The organism is Corynebacterium sp. CCUG 70398 (genome assembly GCF_024454055.1).
Lineage (GTDB): Bacteria > Actinomycetota > Actinomycetes > Mycobacteriales > Mycobacteriaceae > Corynebacterium > Corynebacterium genitalium.
On sequence record NZ_JAGPYZ010000001.1, the window covers coordinates 412,532 to 439,011 of the forward strand.

General features: G+C 62.6%; 29 protein-coding genes and 1 tRNA gene. 12 read left to right on the top strand and 18 right to left on the bottom strand.

All coding sequences use genetic code 11. The features are described 5' to 3' along the window. Nucleotides 1-4: 4 nt before the first annotated feature. Genes hisG through KBX07_RS01980 form a run of 6 tightly spaced genes read right to left on the bottom strand, consistent with a single transcriptional unit; the run spans nt 5 to nt 4,336 of the window. Nucleotides 5-856, bottom strand: coding sequence for an ATP phosphoribosyltransferase (gene hisG / locus KBX07_RS01955; protein ID WP_256022779.1), 852 nt, complete (start codon nt 854-856; stop codon nt 5-7). Between the two features lie 19 nt (nt 857-875). Beyond that, entirely contained in the window at nt 876-1,139 is a 264-nt protein-coding gene (locus KBX07_RS01960) for a phosphoribosyl-ATP diphosphatase (protein ID WP_256022781.1), read from the bottom strand. Between the two features lie 5 nt (nt 1,140-1,144). Beyond that, nucleotides 1,145-1,837: an HAD family phosphatase gene (locus KBX07_RS01965; protein WP_256022783.1), complete on the bottom strand. Its 693-nt coding sequence runs from the start codon at nt 1,835-1,837 to the stop codon at nt 1,145-1,147. Then, a complete protein-coding gene (locus KBX07_RS01970; RefSeq protein WP_256022784.1) occupies nt 1,830-2,210 on the bottom strand; it encodes a hypothetical protein in 381 nt (126 codons plus the stop codon). Before KBX07_RS01970 ends, KBX07_RS01965 begins: the two co-directional genes overlap by 8 nt. 24 nt (nt 2,211-2,234) lie before the next feature. Continuing rightward, complete coding sequence (gene mshC / locus KBX07_RS01975; RefSeq protein ID WP_256022786.1) at nt 2,235-3,473, bottom strand: cysteine--1-D-myo-inosityl 2-amino-2-deoxy-alpha-D-glucopyranoside ligase; 1,239 nt, start codon at nt 3,471-3,473, stop codon at nt 2,235-2,237. Nucleotides 3,474-3,508: 35 nt separating this feature from the next. Then, nucleotides 3,509-4,336 carry an undecaprenyl-diphosphate phosphatase gene (locus KBX07_RS01980; protein WP_256022896.1) on the bottom strand — a complete coding sequence of 276 codons (828 nt, stop codon included), beginning with the start codon at nt 4,334-4,336 and terminating at the stop codon, nt 3,509-3,511. Nucleotides 4,337-4,453: 117 nt separating this feature from the next. On the opposite strand from KBX07_RS01980, the gene KBX07_RS01985 reads away from it, so the two are divergent. Next, nucleotides 4,454-5,518, top strand: a complete 1,065-nt coding sequence (locus tag KBX07_RS01985) for a hypothetical protein (RefSeq protein WP_255994929.1) — start codon at nt 4,454-4,456, stop codon at nt 5,516-5,518. Between the two features lie 12 nt (nt 5,519-5,530). Then, nucleotides 5,531-6,607 (top strand): quinone-dependent dihydroorotate dehydrogenase, encoded by a 1,077-nt coding sequence (locus KBX07_RS01990; RefSeq protein ID WP_256022788.1) that lies wholly within the window; start codon nt 5,531-5,533, stop codon nt 6,605-6,607. Here KBX07_RS01990 and KBX07_RS01995 read toward each other — a convergent pair. Together KBX07_RS01995 and KBX07_RS02000 are read right to left on the bottom strand one after the other, a co-directional pair. After that, a complete protein-coding gene (locus KBX07_RS01995) occupies nt 6,604-6,957 on the bottom strand; it encodes a hypothetical protein (protein WP_256022789.1) in 354 nt (117 codons plus the stop codon). The two genes, KBX07_RS01990 and KBX07_RS01995, sit on opposite strands and share 4 nt — an antisense overlap. 392 nt (nt 6,958-7,349) lie before the next feature. Then, nucleotides 7,350-7,880 carry a YbhB/YbcL family Raf kinase inhibitor-like protein gene (locus tag KBX07_RS02000; RefSeq protein WP_005290120.1) on the bottom strand — a complete coding sequence of 177 codons (531 nt, stop codon included), beginning with the start codon at nt 7,878-7,880 and terminating at the stop codon, nt 7,350-7,352. Nucleotides 7,881-8,054: 174 nt separating this feature from the next. Here KBX07_RS02000 and KBX07_RS02005 point away from each other — a divergent pair. The 3 genes from KBX07_RS02005 to KBX07_RS02015 all read left to right on the top strand — a co-directional run bounded on the left by KBX07_RS02005 (nt 8,055) and on the right by KBX07_RS02015 (nt 9,433). Further along, nucleotides 8,055-8,143, top strand: a tRNA-Leu gene (locus tag KBX07_RS02005). A 49-nt stretch (nt 8,144-8,192) separates the two neighbouring features. Further along, nucleotides 8,193-8,846 (top strand): TVP38/TMEM64 family protein, encoded by a 654-nt coding sequence (locus KBX07_RS02010; protein WP_256022791.1) that lies wholly within the window; start codon nt 8,193-8,195, stop codon nt 8,844-8,846. A gap of 23 nt (nt 8,847-8,869) precedes the next feature. After that, nucleotides 8,870-9,433 carry a MarR family transcriptional regulator gene (locus KBX07_RS02015; RefSeq protein WP_256003679.1) on the top strand — a complete coding sequence of 188 codons (564 nt, stop codon included), beginning with the start codon at nt 8,870-8,872 and terminating at the stop codon, nt 9,431-9,433. A 10-nt stretch (nt 9,434-9,443) separates the two neighbouring features. Here the strand turns inward: KBX07_RS02015 and KBX07_RS02020 are convergent, their stop codons facing one another. The 3 genes from KBX07_RS02020 to KBX07_RS02030 are packed head-to-tail and all read right to left on the bottom strand — an operon-like array spanning nt 9,444 to nt 12,032. After that, nucleotides 9,444-10,745 (bottom strand): SPFH domain-containing protein, encoded by a 1,302-nt coding sequence (locus tag KBX07_RS02020; RefSeq protein WP_256022793.1) that lies wholly within the window; start codon nt 10,743-10,745, stop codon nt 9,444-9,446. Nucleotides 10,746-10,747: 2 nt separating this feature from the next. Beyond that, nucleotides 10,748-11,173 carry an NfeD family protein gene (locus KBX07_RS02025; protein ID WP_255994936.1) on the bottom strand — a complete coding sequence of 142 codons (426 nt, stop codon included), beginning with the start codon at nt 11,171-11,173 and terminating at the stop codon, nt 10,748-10,750. Nucleotides 11,174-11,183: 10 nt separating this feature from the next. Then, the gene (locus KBX07_RS02030) at nt 11,184-12,032 is read right to left on the bottom strand and encodes a DUF3097 domain-containing protein (RefSeq protein WP_255994937.1); all 849 of its coding nucleotides are present in this window, start codon (nt 12,030-12,032) and stop codon (nt 11,184-11,186) included. A 63-nt stretch (nt 12,033-12,095) separates the two neighbouring features. Between KBX07_RS02030 and KBX07_RS02035 the strand changes: the two genes are divergently transcribed. Next, nucleotides 12,096-12,845, top strand: coding sequence for a hypothetical protein (locus KBX07_RS02035; RefSeq protein ID WP_040423701.1), 750 nt, complete (start codon nt 12,096-12,098; stop codon nt 12,843-12,845). Between the two features lie 7 nt (nt 12,846-12,852). Here the strand turns inward: KBX07_RS02035 and KBX07_RS02040 are convergent, their stop codons facing one another. The 3 genes from KBX07_RS02040 to KBX07_RS02050 form a co-directional block, all read right to left on the bottom strand. Beyond that, nucleotides 12,853-13,902 carry a ferrochelatase gene (locus KBX07_RS02040; RefSeq protein WP_256003675.1) on the bottom strand — a complete coding sequence of 350 codons (1,050 nt, stop codon included), beginning with the start codon at nt 13,900-13,902 and terminating at the stop codon, nt 12,853-12,855. Between the two features lie 36 nt (nt 13,903-13,938). Next, nucleotides 13,939-15,699: a DIP1281 family NlpC/P60 protein gene (locus tag KBX07_RS11430; RefSeq protein ID WP_255997648.1), complete on the bottom strand. Its 1,761-nt coding sequence runs from the start codon at nt 15,697-15,699 to the stop codon at nt 13,939-13,941. A 567-nt stretch (nt 15,700-16,266) separates the two neighbouring features. Next, nucleotides 16,267-16,758, bottom strand: a complete 492-nt coding sequence (locus tag KBX07_RS02050; RefSeq protein ID WP_255994941.1) for a DUF6676 family protein — start codon at nt 16,756-16,758, stop codon at nt 16,267-16,269. A 206-nt stretch (nt 16,759-16,964) separates the two neighbouring features. On the opposite strand from KBX07_RS02050, the gene acnA reads away from it, so the two are divergent. Together acnA and KBX07_RS02060 are read left to right on the top strand one after the other, a co-directional pair. After that, nucleotides 16,965-19,745, top strand: a complete 2,781-nt coding sequence (gene acnA / locus KBX07_RS02055) for an aconitate hydratase AcnA (RefSeq protein WP_256022794.1) — start codon at nt 16,965-16,967, stop codon at nt 19,743-19,745. Between the two features lie 124 nt (nt 19,746-19,869). After that, on the top strand, nt 19,870-20,607 hold the full coding sequence (locus tag KBX07_RS02060; RefSeq protein ID WP_256022796.1) for a glutamine amidotransferase: 738 nt from the start codon (nt 19,870-19,872) through the stop codon (nt 20,605-20,607). A 5-nt stretch (nt 20,608-20,612) separates the two neighbouring features. On the opposite strand, the gene KBX07_RS02065 is transcribed toward KBX07_RS02060, so the two are convergent. Beyond that, on the bottom strand, nt 20,613-21,290 hold the full coding sequence (locus tag KBX07_RS02065; protein WP_256022797.1) for an SDR family oxidoreductase: 678 nt from the start codon (nt 21,288-21,290) through the stop codon (nt 20,613-20,615). Nucleotides 21,291-21,355: 65 nt separating this feature from the next. Here KBX07_RS02065 and KBX07_RS02070 point away from each other — a divergent pair, with 65 nt between their 5' ends. The 3 genes from KBX07_RS02070 to KBX07_RS02080 are packed head-to-tail and all read left to right on the top strand — an operon-like array spanning nt 21,356 to nt 23,159. Further along, a complete protein-coding gene (locus KBX07_RS02070) occupies nt 21,356-21,625 on the top strand; it encodes an ACT domain-containing protein (protein ID WP_256022799.1) in 270 nt (89 codons plus the stop codon). A 6-nt stretch (nt 21,626-21,631) separates the two neighbouring features. After that, nucleotides 21,632-23,002: a PFL family protein gene (locus KBX07_RS02075; protein ID WP_255994944.1), complete on the top strand. Its 1,371-nt coding sequence runs from the start codon at nt 21,632-21,634 to the stop codon at nt 23,000-23,002. 40 nt (nt 23,003-23,042) lie between these two features. Further along, complete coding sequence (locus tag KBX07_RS02080) at nt 23,043-23,159, top strand: MerR family DNA-binding transcriptional regulator (protein WP_232210292.1); 117 nt, start codon at nt 23,043-23,045, stop codon at nt 23,157-23,159. A 90-nt stretch (nt 23,160-23,249) separates the two neighbouring features. Here KBX07_RS02080 and KBX07_RS02085 read toward each other — a convergent pair whose 3' ends face one another. Next, on the bottom strand, nt 23,250-23,483 hold the full coding sequence (locus KBX07_RS02085; protein ID WP_005290092.1) for a PLDc N-terminal domain-containing protein: 234 nt from the start codon (nt 23,481-23,483) through the stop codon (nt 23,250-23,252). 65 nt (nt 23,484-23,548) lie between these two features. On the opposite strand from KBX07_RS02085, the gene KBX07_RS02090 reads away from it, so the two are divergent. Next, complete coding sequence (locus KBX07_RS02090) at nt 23,549-24,283, top strand: glutamine amidotransferase (RefSeq protein WP_005290091.1); 735 nt, start codon at nt 23,549-23,551, stop codon at nt 24,281-24,283. Between the two features lie 4 nt (nt 24,284-24,287). Here KBX07_RS02090 and KBX07_RS02095 read toward each other — a convergent pair whose 3' ends face one another. Together KBX07_RS02095 and KBX07_RS02100 are read right to left on the bottom strand one after the other, a co-directional pair. Then, nucleotides 24,288-24,827, bottom strand: a complete 540-nt coding sequence (locus KBX07_RS02095; protein ID WP_005290089.1) for a DUF421 domain-containing protein — start codon at nt 24,825-24,827, stop codon at nt 24,288-24,290. After that, nucleotides 24,827-26,455: an ABC-F family ATP-binding cassette domain-containing protein gene (locus KBX07_RS02100; protein ID WP_256022801.1), complete on the bottom strand. Its 1,629-nt coding sequence runs from the start codon at nt 26,453-26,455 to the stop codon at nt 24,827-24,829. The genes KBX07_RS02095 and KBX07_RS02100 overlap by 1 nt, the downstream gene beginning before the upstream one ends. Nucleotides 26,456-26,480 lie beyond the last annotated feature (25 nt).

Genomic DNA, 26,480 nt, shown 5'->3' on the forward strand with positions numbered 1-26,480 from the left:
AGATTTAGATTCGCGCGATCTTGAGCTCCGAGGCGAGGATTGCTTCAGCGCCAGCTGCGGCGAGACGGTCCATGAGTAGGTTCGCTTCCTTGCGCGGAACCATTGCGCGCACGGCGACCCAGTTCTCACGCTGCAGCGGGGAGACCGTCGGCCCGGTCAGCCCCGGGGTGATGTCCACCGCGGACTGCAGATTGTCGCGCGAGACGTTGTAGTCGAGCATGACGAAGTTGTGCGCGGTGAGAATACCGCGGATGCGCGAGAGCACGATCTCATCTTCTACGGTCAGCTCGCGCCCGGTGCGCTTGACCACGATTGCCTCGCTTGCCACAATCGGCTCCCCGAACGGGGCAAGCCCCTGTTGGTGCAGCGTGGCACCGGTGGAGACCACGTCGGCAATAGCATCGGCCACGCCGAGCTTGATGGCGATCTCTACTGCGCCGTCGAGGCGGATCACTTCAGCGTTAATGCCACGGTCGGCGAGGTAGTCGGCCGCCAAGTGCGGGTAGGAGGTCGCCAGGCGCTTGCCCTCAAGATCTGCAATGGTCATGCTCTCAGCCGCATCGGCTGGGGCGGCAAAGCGGAAGGTGGAGCCGCCGAAACCGAGGTCGAGGATCTCCTCGACGTCCGCACGCGAATCGAGCATCAGGTCGCGACCGGTGATGCCCAGATCAAGATGGCCTCCGGCGACATAAATGGCAATGTCTTTCGGGCGCAGGAAGAAGAACTGGACTCCGTTGGCTTCATCGACAATGTTGAGAGCCTTGGTGTATCCGCGGCCCTTGTAGCCAGCTTCTTTGAGGATGCCGGTCGCAGCCTCGGACAGGGAGCCCTTGTTGGGCACGGCGATCTTGATCATGGGGGTGTCAGGGCTCCTATTAGAGGTATTTGTAGATGTCGTCCGGGGTCAGGCCGCGGTGAACCATCATCACCTGCGTCCAGTAGATCAGCTGGCTCATCTCCTCGGCGAGTTCCTCGTCGGACTGGTACTCGGAGGCGGTCCACACCTCACCGGCTTCTTCGAGGATCTTCTTGCCGATGAAATGCGCACCCTTGTCCAGAGCATCCACCGTGCCCGAACCGGCCGGACGCTCGGCTGCTTTGGTGGTCAGTTCCGCGAAAAGATCCTCGAAGTTTTTCACGCGAGTTACTTTATCCGATCACGGGCAGCGCTGAACCATGCGGACACATCGTGTGCATCGGCACCGACGAACTCGACTGGATCAAAACGCACCACACCTTCCGGTACTTCTTCGGCGAGCCCAAGCACAACGCACCCGGCCGTGGCGGCTGCGGACATACCGGCCCAAGAATCCTCGAAAACGAGGCAATCGACGGGGTCCTCCCCCACGATCTCGGCAGCACGCAGGTACATGTCCGGCGCCGGTTTCGGCTGGGCCACCTCATCACCGGTGACAGAGTCGACGAAGAACTCACGGCCGACGATGTCAATGCAGTAGTCCGCCAATTCGCGTTCCGTGTTCGTGGTCACCAGCATCCGCATCCCCGCGCCCTTGAGAGAGGCGAGAAAGCCGCGCACGCCGGGATTCGGCTCCACATCGCCGGCGAGCAATTCGCCCATCCGCTGGTACATCCAGGACCGGTAACGGTCATAATCACCGTCGACAAGCTCGACTCCCGCCCACTCCGCGCACACGCGCAACGTGTTCGCAAAGGCACCGCCGACTGTCTCTTCGCGCTTCTCTGAGCTTAACCTGCGGCCAAGCAGCTCTGAGAGCTCGTAGGTGGCAATGCCCCACAGCGGCTCAGTGTCAACCATCGTGCCGTCCATGTCCCAGAACACGGCCTTCGGCGCCGTGCTTGGTGTGCGGCTAGTCAAGCTCGGGAAGGGAGTTGAGTGCTTCGTCGTCAGCGCCGGTGGCTGCAGCCGCGCGGTACGCAAAGTCCTGCAGGTCCGACTTCTCCTCCGGCTCCAGGACAGCTTCAGCGTGCTTGGCGTTGAACTCGTCGAGCTTGGCAAAGAACGGTTCCACGACCGAGTTCAGCTTCTCCCCGTCCGGGTCGTCGCCGATGATCTCCAGGGCGTCGAGGTACTTCTCGATGAGCTCTTTCAGGTCCGGCAGGACAGCCGGGTCAAACGGCTCCTCCCACAGTTCCTTATCGCTGTCCTGCAGGTACGAACCGGTTGCAAACGTGGTCAGGTCGTCGATGAACTCGTCGACGTCGCTCTGGAACTGATCGCGGATTGTCATACCCGCTATTGTGGCGCAGTTTCGCTACACCCGCACGCCAAGCAAGCCGTCCAGTGCAGCTGCAACGATCCCGTTGTGGTCACCGAGTGCTGCGTCCACAATGCGCAGCGCCTCTGGAGTGTTCAAGTCGTCCGCGAGAGCAGCACGCAGCTTATCGACGGTACCTACCGCCTCGCCTTCGCTGACCTCATTCATGAGAGCTTCGCACCAATTGGCCAAACGCTGCTCCGCCTCGTCCAAGACGACGTAGGAGAAGTCGCGGTCATCACGGTAGTGGCCCCCGAACACCGCGACACGGATCGCGGACGCGTCGTGCCCTTCTTCGCGCAGCTTGTGCACGAAAACGAGGTTGCCCAGCGACTTAGACATCTTCACCCCGTCGAGCGCGATCATGCCAGCGTGGACGTAGTGGCCGGCCATGCGCGGGACCGCGTACGCGGCCTCAGCGTGGGCGGCCGAGAACTCGTGGTGCGGAAAAGCTAAGTCAGAGCCGCCGCCTTGAATGGCGAACTGTGTTCCCAAACGATTCGTCGCAATAGCGGAGCACTCGATGTGCCATCCTGGCCGGCCTGCACCGAAGCGGGCCTCCCACGCCGGTTCGCCCTCACGGTGGCCGCGCCACAGCAGCGCGTCGAGCGGGTCGCGCTTGCCCGTGCGCTCCGGGTCGCCGCCGCGCTCGGCGAAGTACTCCTCCATCGTGGCGCGGTCGAGGTTGGACTCGTAGCCGAACTGCTCGGTTGCTGTGATGGGCGCGTAGATGTCGGTGACGGGGTGGTCACCGGAGTCGTCCACAAGCTCATACGCACTGCCGTTGTCCAGCAGCGTCTGCACCATTGCAATGACCTCATCGACGGATTCCATCGCGCCGATGTAGTCGCGCGGGGGGATGACGGAGAGGATCTCCATGTCGGTGCGGAACAGGTCGGTCTGGCTCTGACCAAGTTCGCGCCAGTCCACCCCGTCGCGCTCGGCGCGCTCGAACAGCGGGTCGTCGACATCAGTGATGTTCTGGACGTAATGGACACTGTGGCCGTTGGCGTTCAGCTGGCGGTGGACCAGATCAAACGTGAGGTACGTCGCTGCGTGGCCCAGGTGAGTGGAGTCATACGGCGTGATGCCGCAGACGTACATCCCGATCTCACCGCCACTGGTCGTGGCCGTGGTGTCAACCTCCTTGACCTGCTGGTCAGCGGTGTCAAAAAGGGTCAACGGGACAGGAGTTCCGGCGACGGCGGGGACGGAGGGCGCGGGCCAAGAGTGCATGGGGTCAGCCTACAAGACAGCCGTGACTACGAGCGCTACACCGGCTGCATCACGCCGGTGGCCAGCAGGACCATCACGATCACTCCGAGCGGGATGCGGTAGGCCGCGAACCACGCGAACGAGTGGTGCGAGACAAACCGCAGCAGCCACGCAATCGAGATGTAGCCGAGCACAAAGCCGATACCCGCCCCGACGAAGAGCTGAATACCGGAGGCGGCCTGACCGGCCTGGGGGTCGAAGGCGTCGGGAAGCGAAAAGAGCCCGGAGGCGAGCACTGCCGGAATCGCGAGCAGGAAGCTGAAACGCGTGGCCACCTCGCGGTCGAGGTTCAAGAACAGACCACCGGAGATCGTGCCGCCGGAGCGCGACACGCCCGGGATGAGCGCGAGGCACTGCCACAGGCCCATGATGATGGCGTCTTTCATGGTCAGCTCGTCGAAGCCGCGCGTTTTGCGGCCCTTGCGCTCGGCGAGAATGAACACGAAGGAAAAGACGATCAGTACCGTCGCGGTGATCCACAGGTTGCGGAAATTTTCACGGATCAGGTCTTTGAGCAGCACGCCTGCTAAGCCGACGGGAATAGTGCCGACAATGACCATCCAACCCATCCGGTAGTCGAAACCGCGCTTGCTCTTGTCGACGAGCCCAGCGAACCAGGCCGTCAGAATCCGCCAAATGTCCTTCGCGAAGAACACGAGAACGGCCAGCTCTGTGCCCAGCTGGATGACGGCGGTGAAGCTGGCGCCAGCGTCTTGGCCCCAGAACAGTTCGGAGACAATCCTCAGGTGCCCAGAGGAGGACACGGGCAAGAACTCGGTCAACCCCTGGACGATCGACAGAACGATGACCTGAATCCACGACATGTTTTCGGCTGCTTCAATCACGGAGCACAACGATATACCCTCCGCGGCTGAATACCGGCAATCATGGCGCACGGCCAGCAGATTGGTGGCGGTTGGCCAGTTGCTAGGCTGACAACCGTGAAAAAGCGTGTGTTCTTGCCTGTTGTTGTCTCTGCCAGCCTGGTTTTGACCGGCTGCACCCAAGGTATGATCGAGCAGGGCGAGGAGCAGATGGACACCATGGGCAACGCCGAGCCCGTGGCCTCACCAGAGGCTACTGACCCGGCGGGTGAGGTCATCGACTTCGACCCGATCCAAGACATCGATCTCGTGCCGGCAACGCGCACCGATACCGAGATCAAAGACGGCGGCCTTGGTGTGCGGGCTGGCGACAAACTGCTCGTCGGCGACATCGACATGCTCACCTCCGGCAATGCGCGGGAAACCGCAATCGATCCCGACGCCGCGGACATCTCGGCGAACGCTGGCAAGTTCGCGGTTGCGCGCGCGGACCACAACGAGGTCGAACTGGTCGACCCTTCTGCCCCGAGTAACCCGAACACAATCGTTCCCGTTGGCGACGACGTGACTGTTGCTGCTCCCCTCTTCGGCGGCGGCATCATCGCTGGTTCCGACACGGAAGAACGCGTCTGGATCTACGCCGAGGACGGCACCGAGCTAGATACCTTCAAAGTGGCCCGTCCGTCCGACTACCTCCTTGCGCAGGAGCAGACGGACGACGCTGACCGAGTCGTGCGCATCAACCGCTTTGACACCACCATCCAAGACCTTCACGTCGAAGGGCACCAGGGCGGCACACTGCGTGTTGGATTGGGCGTGGGCAAAGTCGCCTTCGGCGAAAACGGCATGGTGCTGGCTGCCGATGCCACCGGCAACCGCATGCTGGTCTACACCACGGATGAAGTCGTCCGACTACACCAAATGGTGCCTACCGACGGCGGCCCCTGGGATGTCGCGTGGGACTCGAAGCGCCGTCTTGCCTGGGTGAGCTCCACCGAGACCAACACGGTCACCGCCTACGACCTTTCCCAGGGTGTACCCCTGGAAAAGGGGAAGCTGAACACTGTTGCTGATGCTCAAAGCCTCATAGCACTGGAAGACGGCTCACTCGTGCTCGGCTCCGCCTCAGGCGACGGGCTGCAAGTCATCGATCCGGCTACTGTCGATAGTGCCACCAACTAAAAGGAGACCGCTGTGAGTGCCTACGACCGTCTTCTCAAGGTCATGTTCCTACTCCCCCCAGAGCGTATCCACGGCATCATCAGTGGCTCGCTCGCGCTGTTGAATGCGGTCACCCCAGCCAACCGCGGCATGGAAAAACTCGTCCGAGTTCATGATCCCGTGCTCAGGCAGACGCTTTTCGACGTCTCCTTCCCCGCCCCACTCGGCCTCGCCGCGGGCTTTGATAAGAACGCCACGGCCATCGACTCGTGGGGGGCAATCGGCTTTGGATATGCCGAGCTCGGCACCGTTACCCCGCGCCCACAGCCAGGCAACCCGGCCCCGCGCCTGTTCCGTTTGCCCGCCGATAAAGCGATCTTGAACCGTATGGGCTTCAATAATGAGGGCGCGCTCGATGTGGCCCGCAGGTTGGAGCGCAAGCACTCCAACGACGTTGTTGGAATCAATATCGGCAAAAACAAGACCTCCAAGAATGCTGTCGCCGACTACCGCACTGGTGCCTCCTTGCTCGGTCCGCTTGCCGACTACCTGGTGGTCAACGTCTCCTCCCCCAACACACCCGGCCTGCGTGACCTGCAAGCCATCGAGGAGCTGCGCCCCATCCTCACCGCAGTACAGGAATCGACCGACACCCCGGTCCTGGTGAAGATCGCCCCGGATCTTTCCGACCAGGATGTCGATGCCGTCGCCGACCTCGCCCTTGATCTGGGTCTGGCAGGCATTGTGGCCACCAACACCACGATCAGCCGCGAGGGGTTGAAAACCGACGCGGACGAGGTCGCGGCGTTGGGGGCTGGCGGGGTTTCTGGTGCGCCCGTCGCAAAGCGCTCGCTCGAAGTGCTCAAGCGGCTGCATGCGCGTGTCGGCGGAAAGCTCGTGCTCGTGAGCGTGGGCGGCATCTCTACCCCTGAACAGGCGTGGGAGCGCATCGCGGCTGGTGCTCACCTGCTGCAGGGCTACACCCCGTTCATTTATGGCGGGCTGGGATGGATCCGCGGCATTCACAAAGGACTTGCCGCTCAGGTGAAAGCGCACGGGCTAAGCAACATCAGCGAAGCCGTCGGTAGTGGTCTCGAGTGGAAGGCCTAAGCGGCGGCTGAACGGCGCAGAATGAGCGCGCAGATGATAGCCATGCCGGCCCACAGGAGAAGCCAGTAGGTCTCGGTGGTGAAAACGGTGGTCGTCTTCGGCGTGACCACCGACGCAAGGATGAGCACTGAAGTCAGAGCCAGTGCGATAACGCGTGTGAGGGAGCCCCGTTCTTCGCGTGTGAATGCGCCGAAACTGCCGAAGAGCAAAGCAGCAAGGCACAGCATCAGGTCAGACGGCGTGAACGTGAAAACGCTGTCTCCGGAGATGAACGCCATAATGGCGAGGATGATTAGGGCGACGGCCAGAGCCATGAAGGCACCGCCGACACGGAGCTGAACGGGGACCATGCCGGCGACCTTACCTCACGGGGGTATGCTGCCCAGCCGCGTGCGGTGTGTTGGCTAGATCTTGAACGAGTATGGGTTCACGCCCTCTGGAAGCGTTGCACAGGGACTCCACACATCAATGGTGAGCATCGACAAATCGTCCGGACGGTCAAGAGACGAAATGATGGCCGATCCGGCGCTCAGTGTCCTTGTGCAATTAGTGCTTGCAGCTCACGATGGATGGCCACCGACTTCTCCTTGGCCTCCTGAATAGTCGGAGTTTCAGCCGGCGAAAGAGCCGTAGACGACTCAGAAGGCGCAGACAGAGATGGCACCAGCACCTCGCTCATGCTGCACCCGGCAAGAAGCGCCGGAAGCAGACACAGCGCTGGAAGAACCTTCGCGCGCAATGCTTAGTTCTCGTACCAGCCCCACACGATGGCGCGGCCAAGCGCATGGAAGTTCAGGTTGAAGCCGAGTTGCGTTGGGTTGGCGATCTCGTCGACAGGCAGCTCAGTGTCCACAGCGTGGACAGCGTAGAGGTAGCGGTGCGGGCCGTGGCCCTCCGGCGGGTTGGCGCCGTAGTAGCCCTTGATGCCGGACGAGCCGGTCAGGGTCGTCGCACCGACACCGAGGTCCTCCTTGGAGCCAGCGCCCGACGGCAGTTCTGTGACATCAGCCGGGATGTTGAATGCCGACCAGTGCCAGAAGCCCGATGCGGTTGGGGCATCCGGGTCAAAGCAGGTCACCGCGAACGTCTTCGTGCCTTCCGGGAAACCGGACCACGCCAGCTGCGGGCTGGTCGCGTCATCGCCGGCCAGCTTGTCGTCCAGGCGCTCACCATCGACTATGTCGGTCGACGTGAGCTCGAAGGCCGGCACGTCAGCCAGCGGTGCGTACGGATCGGGGCCGGGGAAACGGTCTTGGTCATAAGAAGCAGTCATAGCTCCTTTGTACCGGAAACTTCCTATCCTGCCCACGATCTCGGCCGAGACTATCTCGGCACCGCTCTATGCAAACGCACATCTACCATGCGATTTGCTCCCCGTGCGACGCACGCCTTATAGTCTTACGAGTGCCCGGCCACCCGGTTATCCTGGTGGCCGATAACACCCAAAGCCCGGGTGGCGGAATGGCAGACGCGCTAGCTTGAGGTGCTAGTGTCCTATTAACGGACGTGGGGGTTCAAGTCCCCCCTCGGGCACCATTGACCGGCTCCCCCGAGGAGCCGGTTTTCACGTTTCAGGAGGCTTTACATGCGCGACCCTCGCCGCATCGCAGCCCTCCTCGTGGCGGTTGTCGCCTTCGTTGCGCTGTGGATGCTTCTTGACGTCCCGGACCTGGCCACTCTTCGCGCCTGGGCCGATCAAACCGGCCCCTGGTTCCCCGTCGTTTTCTGGCTTTTGTACATCCTGATCACGCAATTTCCAATCCCCCGCACCGTGATGACGATTTCAGCTGGCATCCTCTTCGGAACCGTGCAAGGCATCCTTCTCGCGCTCACAGCGACCACAGTGGCCGGCACGATCTCGCTGCTCATTGTGCGCTTTCTGCTCCGCGACTGGATTGAACCCCGGCTGACGCACCCGTCGGTTCTGGCCATCAATCAACGGTTAGAGGAACGAGGATGGCTGGCTATCCTCAGCCTCCGGATGATCGCAGGAATCCCGTTCTCCATCCTCAACTACACCGCCGCACTCACCCGTGTGCGCGTGGTTCCGTTCACAGTGGCCACGCTCATCGGCTCCGCACCGGGCACGATCCTGGTCACCATCTTCGGCGACACACTTACCGGTGAGGCGAACCCTGTTTTCATCGCGATCATGGCGGTGCTTGCGGTTGCCGGCCTCGCCGGTCTGCTTATCGACGACCGACTCCCCACCCGTCAATCCCCTACCCTAGACCACTAGCTTTAGCGGGTAGAATAGACCGCATGATTGCTGTCCACGCCCGCTACCGCGGCCGCGACACCCGCCGCGCCCAATTGGTCAAGCGCTCCGCCGAGGCACTGTCCACCCTCGATGGTGTCGGCAGCTTCGATGTCGTCGGTGTGGAGGACATCCGCGCACACGTGGATGGCGCCGAAGCCGCTTGCATGCTGATTATGGCACTTCTGTCCGACGGCGACTGGGCGATCGGACTGGGGATCACCGCGGGATCATCCGCAGTAAGCCCTGCTGTCTATGCCGCAACGGACGCGGTGGGCAACCGTCCGGGAACTGTCAGCGTAGTAGTGGAAGCCGGATCCGCCGACGCAACCGGTGCTGACGACATCGCAGCCGCTTTTGCGCTCTTGAGCCACGTCCTTGCGAAGCGCACCCTTGAGGGCCGCGAAGCAACCTCCCTAGTGCGCTCAGGACTGAATCAGAACGAGGCAGCCGAGGAGCTCGGCATCTCTAAACAGGCGATGAGCCAGCGGCTCCAGGCCGCCGGCTGGCAGGCCGAGCAGGCTGGGTGGCAGCTCGCCGTGAACCTGATCAGCCGCGCTGCCAGCTAGTTGCAGCTAACTATTGGTGGCCCGGAAAACCGGGTTGACCGGGCTGACCGGTCGGCGGCTGCTCGTAGGCTACCTGCGGGAACTCTTGCTGTTGGGGCTCCCCTGGCATCGCCACCGGGCGGGAAGCACCGTCACCAGACGGGCCAGCCGGGTCGTCGTTACGCTTCACTCGCGAGCTAATCGCCGGCTTTTCGCGCTCTTCCTGCTCGTCGAGCGGAGAGTCCACCGGCTTATTGGCCACAGCGCGGGCTTCTGCCACGGCACGGGCGATCTCCGGGTCCTGGGCGGTCTCGAACCATTGGTCGGTGTCTTCGCGGCCGGCGAGGTCCTTGGTCTCTTCGTCGACAAGCGCCGCCTCGTAGCGGAAGACCCCGTCGTCGTCCTTCTTCGCATAGGCCTTCGCAAACTGCTCCAGCGCGTCGCCGAACTGCGACGGAATCATCCACATCGACGAGCCCTTGCCCTCGGCAATCTGCGGCAGCTTGTCCAGGTACTGGAACGCGAGCAGCTCGGGAGTAACGCCAGAGGTCTTGATCGCGGCGTTGACCTTCTGAATTGCGCGGGCCTCACCCTGCGCATTGAGGTACTTCGCGGCGCGCTCACCCTCAGCACGCAGGATGGTGGCCTGGCGCTCGGCCTCGGCTGCGAGAATCGCGGCGTGCTTCTCACCCTCCGCGGCGAGGATGCGTGCCTGCTTCTCACCTTCTGCAGTCTTAATGTCGGACTCGCGGCGACCCTCGGAGGTGAGGATCATCGCGCGCTTTTCACGGTCCGCCTTCATCTGCATCTCCATGGACTGCTGGATGGACGGCGGCGGATCAATCGCCTTGAGCTCCACTCGGCTAATGCGCAGGCCCCACTTCGCAGTCGCTGCGTCGAGCTCACCACGCAGGCGGCGGTTAATCGTCTCGCGCGAGGTCAGGGTCTCTTCCAGCGTCATACCGCCGACAACGTCGCGCAGGGTTGCGGTGGAAATCTGCTCCACACCGACGATGTAGTTGTCCACGCCGTAGATCGCGCGGGCGGGGTCGTTGATCTGGAACGTCACTACCGTGTCAATCGCCACGGTCAGGTTGTCCTGGGTGATCACGGCCTGCGGAGGGAAGGACACAACGCGCTCACGAGTATCGACGCGCTCACGCACCCGGTCCACAAACGGGACCAAGAGCGTGATTCCGCCCGACACGGTGCGGGTGTAGGTTCCCAACCTTTCGATGACGGCAGCTTCGCCCTGCGGGATCAACGCGATAGAGCGGAAGATGACGAAGATGATGAAAAGGAAAAGGACGATGAGAAAGATCGTCAACGGCATGGCTATTCCTTCCAGACGACGGCCGTTGGCCCGTCGATATCAGCAACAATGACGTGTTCACCCGCCGCGATGACATGGGCGGGGTCAATGGCCCGGGCAGACCAGATGGAACCGTCGAGACGCACTTGGCCGCTCGACGGAGTGATGTCTTCCAGCACGTGCGCTCTCGATCCAACGAGCGCTTTCGGGGATGTGTCGAGCGCGCGCGGCTTCGAATACCGACGGTGCAGCCAGGGCTTGAGGAACAGAATCAACGCGGCCGACGACAGCCCGAAGATGACAATCTCAGCCCACACCGGCAATCCAAACAGCGACGCCCCCGCGGTAACCGCGGCACCTCCGGCGAGCATGAGGAAAGTGAACTCACCGGCCGCAAGTTCAAGACCGGCGAGAACAAGTGTGCCGATAAGCCAAATAACTGTTCCCACGCTCAAAAGACTACAGGTCTTCTTTGCTCAGCTCCGGGTTAGTTACAAAGTCGACGAGTCTCTCCACCGCACCGATCAAGGTGTGGTCAATGTCGCGGAAGGTCTCCACCGCGTTGTACACGCGATTCCACCCTTCGCGCGGGTCGGACCATCCCAACCGCCGGCAAATGCCGGTCTTCCAGTCTTCGCTTTTAGGCACGTCCGGCCATGCGCGCATGCCGAGCTTCTCCGGTTTCACCGCAGCCCAGATATCCACGTAGGGATGACCGGTGACCAGCACGTGCGGCCCGACATTCGCGACGAGCCGGGACTCCTTCGACCCCTCGATGAGGTGATCCGCCAACACACCGATGCGCCGGCCGGGGCCGGGCTGGAATTCCTCGAGCCGCTGCGGGAGATTATCCAGTCCCTCCAGGAACTCGACCACGACACCTTCAACCCGCAGGTCGTGCCCCCACACCTTTTCCACAATCGCGGCATCGTGCACGCCCTCGACCCAAATGCGCGACGGCATAGCCACCTTCGCTTGCACGTTGTCCACGCGGCGCGAGCCAGAATTCGACTTGCGCGGCTCCTGCTTGACGACGGGCCTGCCCAACGTCACCCTCTCCCCCTCCACCAGAAACGCTCCGGGCAGCATTTTGAACAACCGCTGGGTGCCCCGGCGGTCTTCGAGGCGGACGAAATCCCCGTCGTAGGTCCGCTCGAGTCCAACGACGGCCCCGACGAACTCGTCCGGGTCGCCGAAGACCTCCGCGATAACGTCCGGAGTTGCCTCCACGGTGCGGAACGTTCGCGGTTTTTTACGGTCGTGGCCAGCGAAAATATCGCCGCCATAAGGATCATGGGATGGGCTCATAGTGGCCAAGAGTGTAGCCGATCCATTCTGTCTGATCGGGGCCCCACGCTATACTTCTCCGGCGTGAATGCCCGCACCGAAGTCTATTCTCCACTCCAGAACGCAGCTGTCTGGTTGGCTGCGTGGCTCTATGGGCACGAGTCCACTGACGCGCTCGTGTCGGCGCTGACGGACCTCGGCGGGGACCACCACTATGCCGGCCAACCGCTGGCCCACCTGCTGCGGGAGGTCCGTTCCGAAGCCGACCTGGATACAGAAGGGCCAGCAGTCCGCCTCATCCTATCCGGACCTGGCCAACCGCCGGAGTTGCCCGCCGGTTCGCCAGCGGCAGCGGCCCTTGGTGAAGCCGGTGCGGTGGTCATCCGCGGCCACGCAGGGGCGAACCACATCCTGATTCCCGAATATGGCGATAACGGCACGCAGTGGCGCTGGTTCGAGGAGCACGAGCGCCTGCCTGAACCGGCCTGGCTCTCCCCCGGCGAGGCGGATGCGCTTCTCTCCCGCGCCACGAACGAAGCTGCGGTCCTCATCGAGGCGGCCGGGGGTATCCGGTCAGATCTGCCCAACCCGCGTTTGACGGTGGGGACACTGGCAGACTTCTACGACACCCCGGGGTTGCCCATGCGAACCCCGCCGCGTGCGGCCAAACTGTTCGCCCGGGCGGATGCGGTTGCGGCGGTGGTGGAGACGGTCGTCGATACGCTAGGCGACCATTCATTTGACCCGCACCTGTTCGCCCTGTGGCGCCACATCCGCACGGCGCGCATGGCCGGTGTCGCCGACGCTGTGCTCGACTACCAGCGCGGCGACTAAAGCAGGCTTAGCTCTGCGGCTGGGGACGCTGCGGGGTGCAGCAGCCTTCCTTACACGGCGCGCCATTGAGCGTGCAGCCCTGAACCGTGATCGTGGACAGCGTCTTCGGTTCGGTCCCGGCGGCGGTGTTTTCCACGAGATTGAGGACGAGGTTGGCGAATTCCGGCTCGAGTCCGACCGTCGGCGTACGAGTCAAGGTGATGCCGCGCTCATCGCAAGCTTCTTTGAGCTCAGTGTCGAGGTCCCAGATGACCTCCATGTGGTCGGTGATGAAGCCCACCGGCACGCAAATGATGTGCTTGATCGAGCTGTCTTCATCATGCAGCTCTTCGGTGCGGTCGACCACGTCCGGCTCCAGCCACGGCGTAGCCGGGTTACCGGAGCGGGACTGCCACACGACCTCGTAAGACGGCAGGCCGGCAGCCTCAGCGATCAGCCGGGACGCCTCCTCGACCTGGCGCGAGTACAGGTTGGCGTCGGTCGGGCCACCGGAAGCGTCATCAGCCGCGTTGGGAACAGAGTGCGCAGTGAACAGCACGCGCGTGGTGGCCTGGTCTGCGGCCTCCCACGCCTGGCGGACATGGTCGGCCATGAGCGAGACGAAGGTCGGGTGACCGTAGAACTGCCACAACTTCGTGAACTCAATGTCGCCGTGGGACTCGCGCAGCTTCACGATGTCTTCGTCATACTGGCGGCACGCCGAGTACCCACCCCAGGCCGAGGTGGCGAAGACAGCGACATTACGGTGGCCGTCCGCCTTGATCTCATCGGCCGCTTCCAATGCGAACGGGCGCCAGTTGCGGTTGCCGAAGTAGACAGGAAGGGTTTCGCCTCGCCGCTCAATCTCCGCCTCAATATTGGAGATGATCGTGCGGTTCTGCTCGTTGATCGGGCTCACACCACCGAAGTTGAAGTAGTGCTCACCGACCTCAGCGAGGCGCTCGCGGGGAATGCCGCGGCCTTTGGTGACATTCTCGAGAAAAGGAATAACCTCGTCCTCCCCTTCGGGGCCACCGAAGGAAAGGACGAGGAGGGCATCAAAATCACTCAGGGACATAGACCCCAGTCTAGATCACGTGGGGGTGGGCCCGGGCTAGATCAGACGGACCGCGTAAGGAGCCATACCGCTGTGGCGAACCGGGGACTTCTGCACGTTCGAGCCGTTCTGCGGTGCCTCGAGCATCATGCCGTCACCGAGGTAGATGGCCACGTGCTGGTTGCCGCCGTCGCCCCAGAACAGCAGGTCACCGCGCTCAGCTTCGGCGGCAGGGATCTTCTCGCCGCGCTGGTACTGGTAGCCGGTGTAGTGCGGCAGATCGACCCCAGCACCCGAGTAGGCGTAGAGCACCAGACCGGAGCAGTCATAACCCGCCTGCCCCGTGTGCGCGCTCACACCGTCGGGGATACCGGTGGTCGGGCCGTTGGCGTCGCCGCCGCCCCACACATACGGAGTGCCAATCTGCGATTCACCGCGCGCAATCACAGCCTCGATCTGGTCCTCACGGGCCGTCGCAGCCGCCGGCTGCTCTGCGCCACGGATCTCCTCAGTCGCCTGCGCAGCGTCCATGACCTCAGGCAGCACCTCGGCGACCGAGGTTCCGTTCTCTTCATCTGCTGCAGCGACAGCGTTGTCCGCCTCTTCGCTTGACGACGTCGACGCGATCTCGCGGTCACCCTCCGAGTAAGGATCGTCGAACACACCGTGGTCAGGCTGTGCTTCCCCAACAGCCTGAGCGAAAGCGTCGACAGCCGCTGCTACCGAATCCGGGTTGGACAAGTCACCCAGGACCGGGCGACTCGGGCCGGCAGGCGCTTCCTCCACAGTCACGGAAGCCTCAGCAGGCACTTCAATTTCAGCAGTCTCGGATACGTTAGCGTCACTCTCCCCAGTTTCGGAGCTCTCCTCCACCGGGGTTTCCTCCACCGGGGTTTCCTCCACCGGGGTTTCCGCAGCAGCCGGCTCCGGCGTTTCTGTATTCTCCGCATCCGGGGTCACTGAAGTTTCGCCGTCAGCGGTCTCGGACGCCTCTGCCGACTCGAGAGTCTCCGCGGCTTGTTCCGTTTCCTCAACGGGTGTAGCAGAGCCGGACGGAATTTCACTCTCGTTCGCTCCCTGAGGGGCCGCGGTCTCAGACGCAGCTTCCGGACGCAGCTCGCCCAACGCTTCCCGCGCAGTCGAGAGATTCTCGTGCGCGTCATCGCGAAGCCCAAGCTGCTCGTTCAGAGAAGACAGCGAGTTCTGCAAAGTTTGTCGAGCCTCGGACTCCGCAGTGGTTGCTGCGCGCTCACGCTCTTCGGCAAGCTTGCTGGCTTGACGCAGCGTCGATTCCTCGTTCGCCGCTTGGGTACGCGTCCGCTGCAGCTCCTCGAGCGTCGCTCGCTTGCCCTCAGATTCCTTCCGCAGATACGTCTGACGGTCAAGGGAGTCCTTACGTGCATCACCGTTGGCCTGAACACGTGCGCCGCCGCCATTACTAGACCGGTAGGCGGAACGGGAGATTTCGTCCAGCTCCGACTGTGCGCGCTCAACATCGACCTGGGTCTCGTTGAGACGGTCGCGTGCCGCAGAAGCACCGCGGCGGGCCTGCTCAGCAAGCGATTGAGCATCGTGGAGATCAACCAGCGCTTGGTTGACTGACTCAGCGAGACCGCCGATCTCCAGATTGAGTCGATCGATCTCGGCCTCGCCTTGAGAGATCTCAGAGATAATCGAGGGCACGGGCGTGTCCTGAGCGACAGCGGTCGTCGACGAGCTGGCGATGGACAGGGTAACTGCGCATGCTGCGGCCGGGACGACGCTCCGGAAACGGAAACGAGTCCACGACGCCTGCGCGGAACGAACGGTGAATCCCACGGAGGTATTCCTCTCACCGCACAACCCACCGTGCAGCGGGCGGTCGCGCCGAACTTAGTCGGATAGCCACGCGCGGCACACTGGGCCAGACAGTCAAGTCTGACGTGCGGACGATTGAATGGTCACGGATGCGAACCCGCGGGAATGAACGCGGCCCATCGGCGCTGCATGGCGTAACAAGAGAGAGCTCACGGGAGCGCCGGGACTTCTTCCTGGCGCTTCCGTCAACTCCAATCCTTGGCGTGCTTCCCCACATGCCCGAATCGAGTTTCCGTTTCCGGATCTGTTACGTATGCGTTTGATGTAACTGCGATCAGCCCACGAGCTGACATGGAAACCATAAGTCACTTAATTAGTCTGTTGCACAACCTTTACCAATTTTCACACTGGTCAAGGCGAATCTCATGACTGTTACTTCTGCACACCCTGCGGTTTTAGCCGCGGAAACTATTTATGTGACGTCGGTCACGTTCGCGCCACAACCGTTAACACACGCCTCAAAAGAAAGAATTAGACACGCCGGGACGCTTTGCTAGACAAGCCAGATAACTTGACTAACGGTGCCCACTATCGTCGCTGTCGCACCACCGAGAAGAACGTCATGAGCACAACTACCGCCACGATGGCCGCCAGAACGAGAAAGACAACAACCCACGGAGGCGCGAACCCGTCGGCTTCAGCGGCGAATGCCTCCAGACCAACGGCGTAGTCGGGCTCGCCCACCATGGCCAATTGCCCGCTTTCAATCTCGGCGCGTGAAAGAGAATTACTCACTGCAGCCGCCGAATTGGGCGTGCGCACCACGACCGTGTCCAATCCAGTGACATTCTGGAGATCCTGCGCGATGTCCCGCAGGTCCCCCGGTCGCTCTGGTGTCGTCTCCAGCACCACGACGCCGATGTCGCCCACATCCGCCGCACCCGCCGCATCGATATTGCCCATTGCTCGGGTGAGATCCGCGGCCAGGGACTCGTTCACCGGATTGTCCGTGCCGAAAGCGACCCGTCCGTCACGCAGTTGGGCGGACAGCGCATCGAGGTCAGCTTCGGGGTGCGGCATGGTTGTCAAGGGTAGCGGTGGGAAACGTCGATAAGCGTGACGACGCGCAAATACCCAAACGGGGTAACTAAAAGGCTTACAGAACTTTCAAGTGTGCCTAGAATTACCCCTTATATCTGGTGTGTGCCTTACCATTGTCGGGTAGGGACCCGAATGGGTCACAACACCCAGAATTTCACAGTTCGACAACGAGAAACGGAGCTCACGTGTCTGAAAGCAAGAACTCTTTCAACGCCAAGAAGACTCTCGAGGTAGGCGGCAAGTCCTATGACTACTACGCCCTCGACGCAGTCGAAGGCATGGAGAAACTCCCCTACTCCCTGAAGGTGCTGGGTGAGAACCTGCTGCGCACCGAAGACGGCAAGAACGTCACCGAGGAGCACATCAACGCCATCGCCAACTGGGACCCGTCGGCAGAGCCGTCCATCGAGATCCAGTTCACCCCGGCCCGCGTCCTCATGCAGGACTTCACCGGTGTCCCTTGTGTCGTCGACCTCGCCACCATGCGTGAGGCCGTTTCTTCTCTCGGCGGCAACCCGGACCAGGTCAACCCGCTCAACCCGGCGGAAATGGTCATCGACCACTCCGTGATCATCGAGGCCTTCGGTTCCGAGAACGCCATCGACAAGAACGTCGAGATCGAGTACGAGCGCAACGAAGAGCGCTACCAGTTCCTGCGCTGGGGTGCAGAGAACTTCTCCAACTTCCGCGTCGTTCCCCCGGGGACCGGTATTGTCCACCAGGTCAACATCGAGTACCTCTCCCGCGTCGTCTTCGACAACGACGGCGTTGCCTACCCGGACACCTGCATCGGTACCGACTCCCACACCACCATGGAAAACGGACTGGGCATCCTCGGCTGGGGCGTTGGCGGCATCGAGGCTGAGGCAGCCATGCTGGGCCAGCCGGTGTCCATGCTCATCCCGCGCGTTGTCGGCTTCAAGCTCACCGGTGAGATCCCGGTTGGCGTGACCGCAACCGATGTCGTTCTGACCGTTACCGAGATGCTCCGCGAGCACGGCGTGGTCCAGAAGTTCGTTGAGTTCTACGGCAACGGTGTCAAGGAGATCCCGCTGGCTAACCGCGCGACCATCGGTAACATGTCGCCGGAGTTCGGCTCCACCTGTGCGATCTTCCCGATCGACGAGGAGACCATCAACTACCTCGAGCTCACCGGCCGCGACAAGGAGACCATCGACCGCGTCGAGGCGTACGCCAAGGCACAGGGCATGTGGCTCGAGCAGGACGCTCCGGAAGCAGAGTACTCCGAGTACCTCGAGCTGGACCTGTCCACCGTCAAGCCGTCCATCGCTGGCCCGAAGCGCCCGCAGGACCGCATCCTCCTGGAAGAGTCCAAGACCACCTTCCGCACCCAGCTGCCGGACTACAACACCGCAGGCGAGGGCCAGGCAGAGCCGGTCCGCGCAGAGAAGGTCGACACCGTCGAGTACAACCAGTCCTGGCCGGCTAACGGCGAGTCCGCTGCTGACGGTGCAGAGGGCCGCGCTTCCAAGCCGGTCATCGTGGAGTCCCCGCAGGGCGGCGAGTACACCCTCGACCACGGCATGGTCGCGATTGCCGCGATCACCTCCTGCACCAACACCTCCAACCCGTCCGTCATGGTCGGTGCTGCCATGCTCGCCCGCAAGGCCGCCGAGAAGGGCCTGAAGGCTAAGCCGTGGGTCAAGACCATCATGGCTCCGGGCTCCCAGGTGGTCAACGGCTACTACGAGCGCGCCGACCTGTGGAAGGACCTCGAGGCTGTCGGTTTCTACCTCTCCGGCTTCGGCTGCGCATCCTGCATTGGTAACTCCGGCCCGCTGCCGAACGAGATCTCCGAGGCCATCAACGAGTACGACCTGACCGCCACTGCCGTGCTGTCCGGTAACCGTAACTTCGAAGGCCGCATCTCCCCGGACGTGAAGATGAACTACCTCGCGTCCCCGCTGCTGGTCATCGCCTACGCCATCGCCGGCACCATGGACTTCGACTTCGAGAACGAAGCACTCGGCCAGGATGCCGACGGCAACGACATCTTCCTCAAGGACATTTGGCCGTCCGCCGAGGAGATCGAGGGCGTCATCGCCGAGACCATCTCCCGCGAAATGTACGAGGCTGACTACGCCGACGTCTTCAAGGGCGACGAGCAGTGGCAGAACCTCGACGTTCCGGAGGGCAAGACCTTCGCATGGGACGAGGACTCCACCTACATCCGCAAGGCGCCGTACTTCGACGGCATGCCGGAGGAGCCGAACGATGTCAACGACATCACCGGCGCACGCGTCCTGGCGAAGCTGGGCGACTCCGTGACCACTGACCACATCTCCCCTGCGTCGTCGATCAAGCCGGGCACCCCGGCTGCGAACTACCTGGACGACAACGGTGTGGAGCGCCACGACTACAACTCCTTCGGTTCCCGCCGTGGTAACCACGAGGTCATGGTTCGCGGTACCTTCGCCAACATCCGCCTGCGCAACCAGCTCGTTGAGGACGCCGGCGGCTACACCCTGGACTTCACCCAGGAAGGCAACCCGCAGGCATTCATCTACGACGCCGCTCAGAACTACGCCGAGCAGGACATCCCGCTGGTTGTTCTGGCCGGTAAGGAGTACGGCACCGGTTCCTCGCGCGACTGGGCTGCAAAGGGCACCAACCTGCTGGGCGTGAAGGCTGTCATCACCGAATCCTTCGAGCGCATCCACCGCTCCAACCTGATCGGTATGGGCGTGCTGCCGCTGCAGTTCCCGGAGGGCGAGTCCCACGAGTCCCTCGGCCTGGACGGCACGGAGACCTTCGACATCACCGGTATCACCGCCTTCAACGAGGGCGACACCATCCCGGAGACTGTCCACGTCACCGCCACCAAGGACGGCGGCGAGACCGTCGAGTTCGACGCAAAGGTCCGTGTTGACACCCCGGGTGAGGCTGAGTACTACCGCCACGGCGGCATTCTGCAGTACGTGCTGCGCCAGATGGTCAAGAGCTAACCGTCTGTAGCTGATTGGGGCCGGGGTTTTCCCCGGCCCCTTTCGCATTTCTGCTTATCGGCGCCTTGGGCTTCCTTCCCCCGGATGTGCGGGCCGTCACGCATGCGGTTTAGACTTACCCGCTATGCTTCTCTTCCTTTCCCTGCGCAACGGCCCTGTCGGCCCGGCGGTGTCCCACGCGGAATACCACGACACCCTCCGTGCCACTGGACTCACCACCGACGACGTAGAGCTGCGCACAATTAGCGACGAGCACGCCGAGCTGGGCAGCTTGGACGGCATTCAGGGGATATTTGTGGGTGGCAGTTCGCTCAACATCACCAACGGCACCTACGACGCCTGGCAGCAACACGTGCACACCCTGCTCGGAGAGGTCGTCGAAGGCGACATCCCTGTTTTCTTCGTCTGCTACGGCCTGAGCTGGCTCACCCACCACCTCGGCGGGAACGTGACCCACTCGCACCCAGAGGCCTCGGGCCCGACGATCGTGAACCTGCTTCCCTCAGCCGACGAGGACCCTCTGTTGCGCGACCTACCGAAGTTGTTCACTGCTCTGACTGGCCACACCGAGAACGCCGAGCCGCACAGCACGCACCCAGAGCTGACTCTGCTTGCCGACGGCCCCTCGTGCCCCGTTCAAATCGTCCGCTACCGCGACCGCGTGTGGGCCACCCAGTTCCACGCTGAAATGGACGCTGCGGCGATGAAGACCCGCATGGACTTCTACTACGACTACGGCTACTTCCCGCAAGAGGCTTACGACGACATCATCGCGGGACTACCCAGCGTGGATACGGAAACGGCGAACGAGATCGTGAAGCGCTTCGCGCAGTTCTGCCTCGCCGGGCAGGCAGCGAGTTAGACTGATTAGACGGAACTGACCGGCTCGGTGCCGTCTTCGAATTCGAAGGGGTTCGGCGACATCTCACCACGGTCGACAGCCTCCACGATCACTTGGGCGACGAGTTCGCGCGACGTCGTCGAGTCCGCGTTGCGCGTCTCGGTCAACACGGTCACGCCCTTGGACGGCTCATCCGTGAGGAGAGTCGGCCCCAGGATCGTGTGCGGCAGGTCAGACGCGAGCAGGCGCTGATCCACGGCCTTCTTCGATTCCACGTACGCGTACCACGAGCCGCCGTCGTCCTCAGTCGTGGCCTCGGCGGCACCGGCGTAGGACACCATGATGAAGTGCGGTGTGTATTCGCCCAGTTCCTCCAGGGCGTCAATTGCTTTCATCGCTGCATCGCGGTCCACCGCGTACGTGCGCTCAGCGCTACCGCCGCCGGCACCCGCGGACCACACAACGGTGTCGAATGGAGTGATCAGGCGCGCCCATCCTTCCTCGTCCAGCGTGGTCAGGTCTTGAATGATGACGGTGGCGCCAGCGTCGATAAGCGACGGCGCGTGCTCTAGATTGCGCACGAGTGCTGCGACCTCGTGCCCCGACTCGATCAGCAGCGGAACGGTGTGCTTGGACACGTTGCCGCCCGCGCCGAGAACGAGGACGAACTTGCTTGCTTTGTCTGTGCTTTCTTCAGTGCTCATGTACCCCACCGTAACCGTGAATGCTGGCTCCTGCCGATTTACCCGCGAGTCGTAGGATGGGGCGCATGTACGCCATCATCACCACCACTGGACCAGACCGCGTCGGCATCATTGCCGGCGTTGCGCAGGTAGCCGCGGAGCACGACCTCAACATCGTCGACGTCTCCCAGACCATCATGGACGACTTCTTCACCATGATCATGCGTGCGGAACTACCCGCCGAGGGATTCGACCTCGCTGGACTCCAAGACACGATGGGTGAACTGGGCAAGAGTCTCGGCGTGGACATCCGCGTCCAGTCCGAGGCACTGTTCACCGTCATGAACGAGGTCTAAGCGGGCATGGCAAACCAGCTCAATTTCAAGGCTTCGAGCATCGTCGACGTGATCTCGATGATCGAGGACTACCGCCTCGACATCCGCACCGTGACCATGGGCATCTCGCTCATCGGCTGCACGCGCGGCACGATGGAAGCCACTGCAGACGCAGTCTATGACCGCGTCACTCAACGCGCCTCCCGTCTCGTCGAGGTCTGCGAGGGCATCGAACGCGAGTTGGGCATCCCGATCGTGAACAAGCGCGTGTCCGTCTCCCCTATTGCGCTCGTTGCCGCGGGTGTCGACGGCAACCCCGCTGACATCGCCCGCGCTCTCGACCGCGCCGCGAACGAACTCGGGGTGAACTTCATCGGCGGCTACTCCGCTCTCGTGGAGAAAGGTGCGACCGAGGCCGACGAGCGCCTCATCCGCTCTATCCCGGAGGCATTGTCGGAGACCAGCTTCGTGTGCGGATCTGTCAACGTCGCCTCCTCGCGCGCCGGCATCAACATGGATGCCGTGAAGACCATGGGTGAGGTGGTCAAAGACGCTGCCGCCCGTACTGCGGAGGAATCCTCCATCGCGTGCGCGAAGCTCGTCGTCTTTGCTAACGCCGTCGGTGACAACCCGTTTATGGCCGGTGCCTTCCACGGCATCGAGGAGCCGGACACAGTCGTCTCCGTCGGCGTGTCTGGCCCGGGTGTGGTCGACTACGCCATTACCCCGCTCGCGGGTGCAAGCCTGAACGAGGTCGCCGAAGAGATCAAGAAGGCAGCCTTCAAGATCACCCGCGCGGGCCAGCTCGTGGGCTCGCTCGCCGCAGAACGGCTCGGGGTGCCGTTCGGCATCGTCGACCTGTCGCTCGCCCCCACCGCGGAGGTCGGCGATTCCGTCGCGCACATCCTCGAGCACATGGGGTTGTCCCAAGTGGGCACGCACGGCACGACCGCCGCTCTGGCGCTGCTCAACGATGCGGTGAAGAAGGGCGGCATGATGGCGTGCTCGCGCGTCGGTGGGCTTTCCGGTTCCTTCATCCCCGTTTCCGAAGATCAAGGGATGATCGACGCTGTGCGCGCGGGTTCGATCACGATGGACAAGCTGGAGGCGATGACGTCGATCTGCTCGGTCGGTTTCGACATGGTCGCGATTCCGGGCGACACCTCAGCCGCCAGCATTGCCGGCATGATCGCCGACGAAGCGGCCATTGGCGTGATGAACCACAAGACGACCGCAGCACGCCTCATCCCCGTCCCCGGCACTCAGCCTGGCGACGAGGTCAACTTCGGCGGGCTGTTGGGCTACGCTCCAGTCATCCCCGTCAACCAGGTCAGTTGCGCGCCGTTTGTGGAACGGGGCGGTTTCATTCCCGCACCGGTCCACGGTTTCCGAAACTAACGCTTGACCCTCACGCGGCGTCATAGTTCAGACTGGTGCCATGAAGATCTCCGATGTCGCGCGCGCCGCCGGTTGCTCTGTGCGGGCGGTGCGCCACCTGCACGAAACTGGCGCGGTGCCCGAACCGCCGCACGGACACGCAGATTATTCTGCTTGAACCGGTGAGGGCCACCGAAGACACCTACCCATGGCAAAAGAAGCGGACCGCGCCCGTGACGCGTATCCGCTTCTATGCGGGTGGTGTGCTCTAGTACTTCTTGCCCACGATGAAGTAACTCAGCCAACCAATGGTGTTGACAGCGCCGATAACGGACGTCCACAGCCACTTCGGGCCGCGGAGCTTCTTCGAGTCGGTGCGGGCGAGGTCCCACAGGGCGATGCCCTTCGCGGCGGTGTCAATGGCACCGAGGACGCCTGCGGCGGTTTTCTCCTCTTTGCTCAGGGCGTTCCACGCTTCACGGAGTGATTGAATCGGGTTCATGGCAGCGATCTTACACACGCAGGCCGATTTCCCGCCGAAACTTGCCGGGGGCTAGATTAATCACGGTGAGTACTTTCCGCCCGTTCCTGTTGTTGAGCACCCGCCCCGAAGACGAGGCCGCGGCCGAGGAGCTGGAAAGCTTCTCCAACGCAATGCAAGTAGATAAAAGCGCGATCGAACAACGGCGCCTCGAGCGCTCCGAACTCGGCCGCGTCGACCTCGATGAGTATTCGGGCGTGCTGCTGGGCGGCAGCCCGTTCAATAACCTGGAACTACGTAAGTCCCCCTTGCAGCTGCGTGTCGAGCGCGAAGTCGGCACTCTCATCGCCGAATGCATCGACCGGGACTTCCCTGTTCTGGGAGCGTGCTACGGTATCGGGGCGATCGGGACGGTCATCGGAGCGACGCTCTCGGACGAGCACGCCGAGGAGGCGGGCCCTGTGACGGTGCGCCGCGTCGAATCCGACGACGCGGTTTTGGGGGCCACCCCCGCGACATTCGACACGCTTGTCGGGCACAAAGAGGCGCTCGCCGCACTCCCCGAGGATCCGCGCGTGACCGTCCTCGTCACTGGTGAAGCATGCCCAACCCAAATGTTCCGGGTCGGCCAGAATGTCTACGCCACGCAATTCCACCCGGAGCTCACGGCCGAGGCGCTGGAATTCCGCCTGCGCCTGTACGCGCACCTGGGCTACACATCGCTTGAGACATTCGAGACCCAGATCGCCCGCTCCTACGACTACGACTACTCCGCCAACAACCAGATTCTGGCCAATTTCGCTCAGCGTTACCGGCGTTAGCGAGTTAGGCTTCTGGGTTTCGCTTCACGGAATCGAAAAGTTCGTTCCGTTTCGGCGTGGCGGTGCCCTCCGCGGCTCCGATCACAGAGATCGTGCCGTCAGTCTCCAAGATGACCGCCGCCACATCGTCCATGCTCGACGAACCGCTGCCGCGCACTGCTTGCAGCACTTCGCGTCTAGTCACCCGCTCGTTCTTCATTGTCTCATCGTTGAATTCGCCGGAGTAGAAGAGCAACGCTGGATCGGACTTCACTAACTTCTCGAAGGACTCAGAGCCCAAGGCCAGTTTAGAAATGAGGTATTGCCCGCCCAGAAGGACGACAATCGCGGTGACGGCCTGAGCCAACTTCACGTCGTTGCTGGTCAGGGTCGACGCGAAAATAGATCCGATGGCGATGGTGATCACGAAATCGAAGATGTTGAACTTCGACAGTGAGCGCTTCCCGCTGATGCGCAGCATCGCGATCAATGCGATGTAAATCAGCACACCCTTGGCTGCGGTGACACCAATGGTGGACCAGTCGTTGTAAAGGATATTCTCCATTAGGCCAGCTCCACAATCTCCATGTAGTCGTCGCTCCAAATGTCTTCGTCGCCCTCGGGCATGATGATAACGCGCTCAGGCTCGAGCGCTCTGACCGCGCCGGGGTCGTGTGTGACCAGAACGACGGCGCCGGTGTAGGTCTTCAAGGCGTCGAGGACCTGTTCACGGGATTGGGGGTCGAGGTTGTTGGTGGGTTCGTCGAGAAGCAATACATTGGCGCGGGAGGAGACGAGCGTGGCGAGCGACAGGCGCGTCTTCTCGCCGCCAGAGAGCGTGCCGGCCGGCTGTTCGAGTTTGTCACCGGAGAACATGAACGCGCCGAGGAGGCCGCGCAGATCCTGCTGGCCGGCGTCGGGGCAGGCGGCGATGGTGTTCTCCCAGACGGACTTGTCGCCGTCGATCGTGTCGTGCTCCTGAGCGAAGTAGCCGATCTTCAGGCCGTTGCCTGTCACAAGGCCGCCTTCACCGTCCGTGCGCTCCACACCGGCAAGCAGTTTGAGCAGCGTCGTCTTGCCTGCGCCGTTGGTGCCCAGCACGACCACGCGCGAGCCCTTGTCAATGGCCAGGTCCACGCCTGCGAAGACCTCGAGCGAGCCGTACATCTTCGTCAGGCCTTTACCGAACAGCGGTGTTTTTCCACAGGGGGCGGGCTCCGGGAAGCTGATGGAGGCGACCTTGTCGGCGACTCGGACGTCGTCAAGCTCATTCATCATGCGGTCGGCGCGAGCAAGCATCTGTTTGGCGGCTGCGGCCTTCGTCGCCTTCGCACCCAGCTTGGCGGCTTGCTTCTGCAGAGCAGATGCCTTCTTCTCAGCGTTGGCACGTTCGCGGCGACGGCGCGCTTCGTCCTCGGCCCGAGCATCCTTGTACTTGGAGAAGCCCATGTTGTATACGTCGGCTTCGCCGCGGACGGCATCGAGGAACCAGACCTTGTTGCACACTTGGTCGAGCAGCTCGACATCGTGGGAGATCATGATCAGCCCGCCCTCGTGCCTGGACAGAAAGTCGCGCAGCCAGGTGATGGAATCGGCGTCGAGGTGGTTGGTGGGCTCGTCGAGAAGCAACGTCGTCGTGGACTTGCCTGCGCCGTCATTGGCGGCAAAGAGGATTTGTGCGAGCTCGACGCGGCGGCGCTGACCGCCCGAAAGGGTTTTCAGTGGCTGGTCGAGAATGCGCGACGGCAGGCCGAGGTTGTCGCAGATTTGCGCCGCCTCCGCGTCGGCTTCGTACCCGCCGAGGGCCTGGTAGCGCTCCTCAAGGCGTGAATATTTTGAAATCGCGGCGTCGCGCTTAGCGCCGTCCTCGACCTCCATGATTTCCTGCTGGCGCTCCATGGAGGCGCGGATCCGGTCGAGCCCGCGGGCCGAGAGCACGCGATCACGCGCAGTCTGTTCAATGTTGCCCTCGCGGGAGTCCTGCGGGAGGTACCCGATCTCCCCGGAGCGCGTCACCGTGCCGCCGTAGGGCTCGGTCTCCCCCGACAGGATGCGCATCGTCGTGGTTTTACCCGCGCCGTTGCGCCCGACCAAGCCGATCCGGTCGCCGGCTTGCACACGCAGGTGCTGGCCAGGGGCGTTCAGCAGGGTACGCGCGCCGACGCGGACTTCAAGGTCGTTGGTGACAATCACAAGGGGTCACTCTACCCCCGCGGTC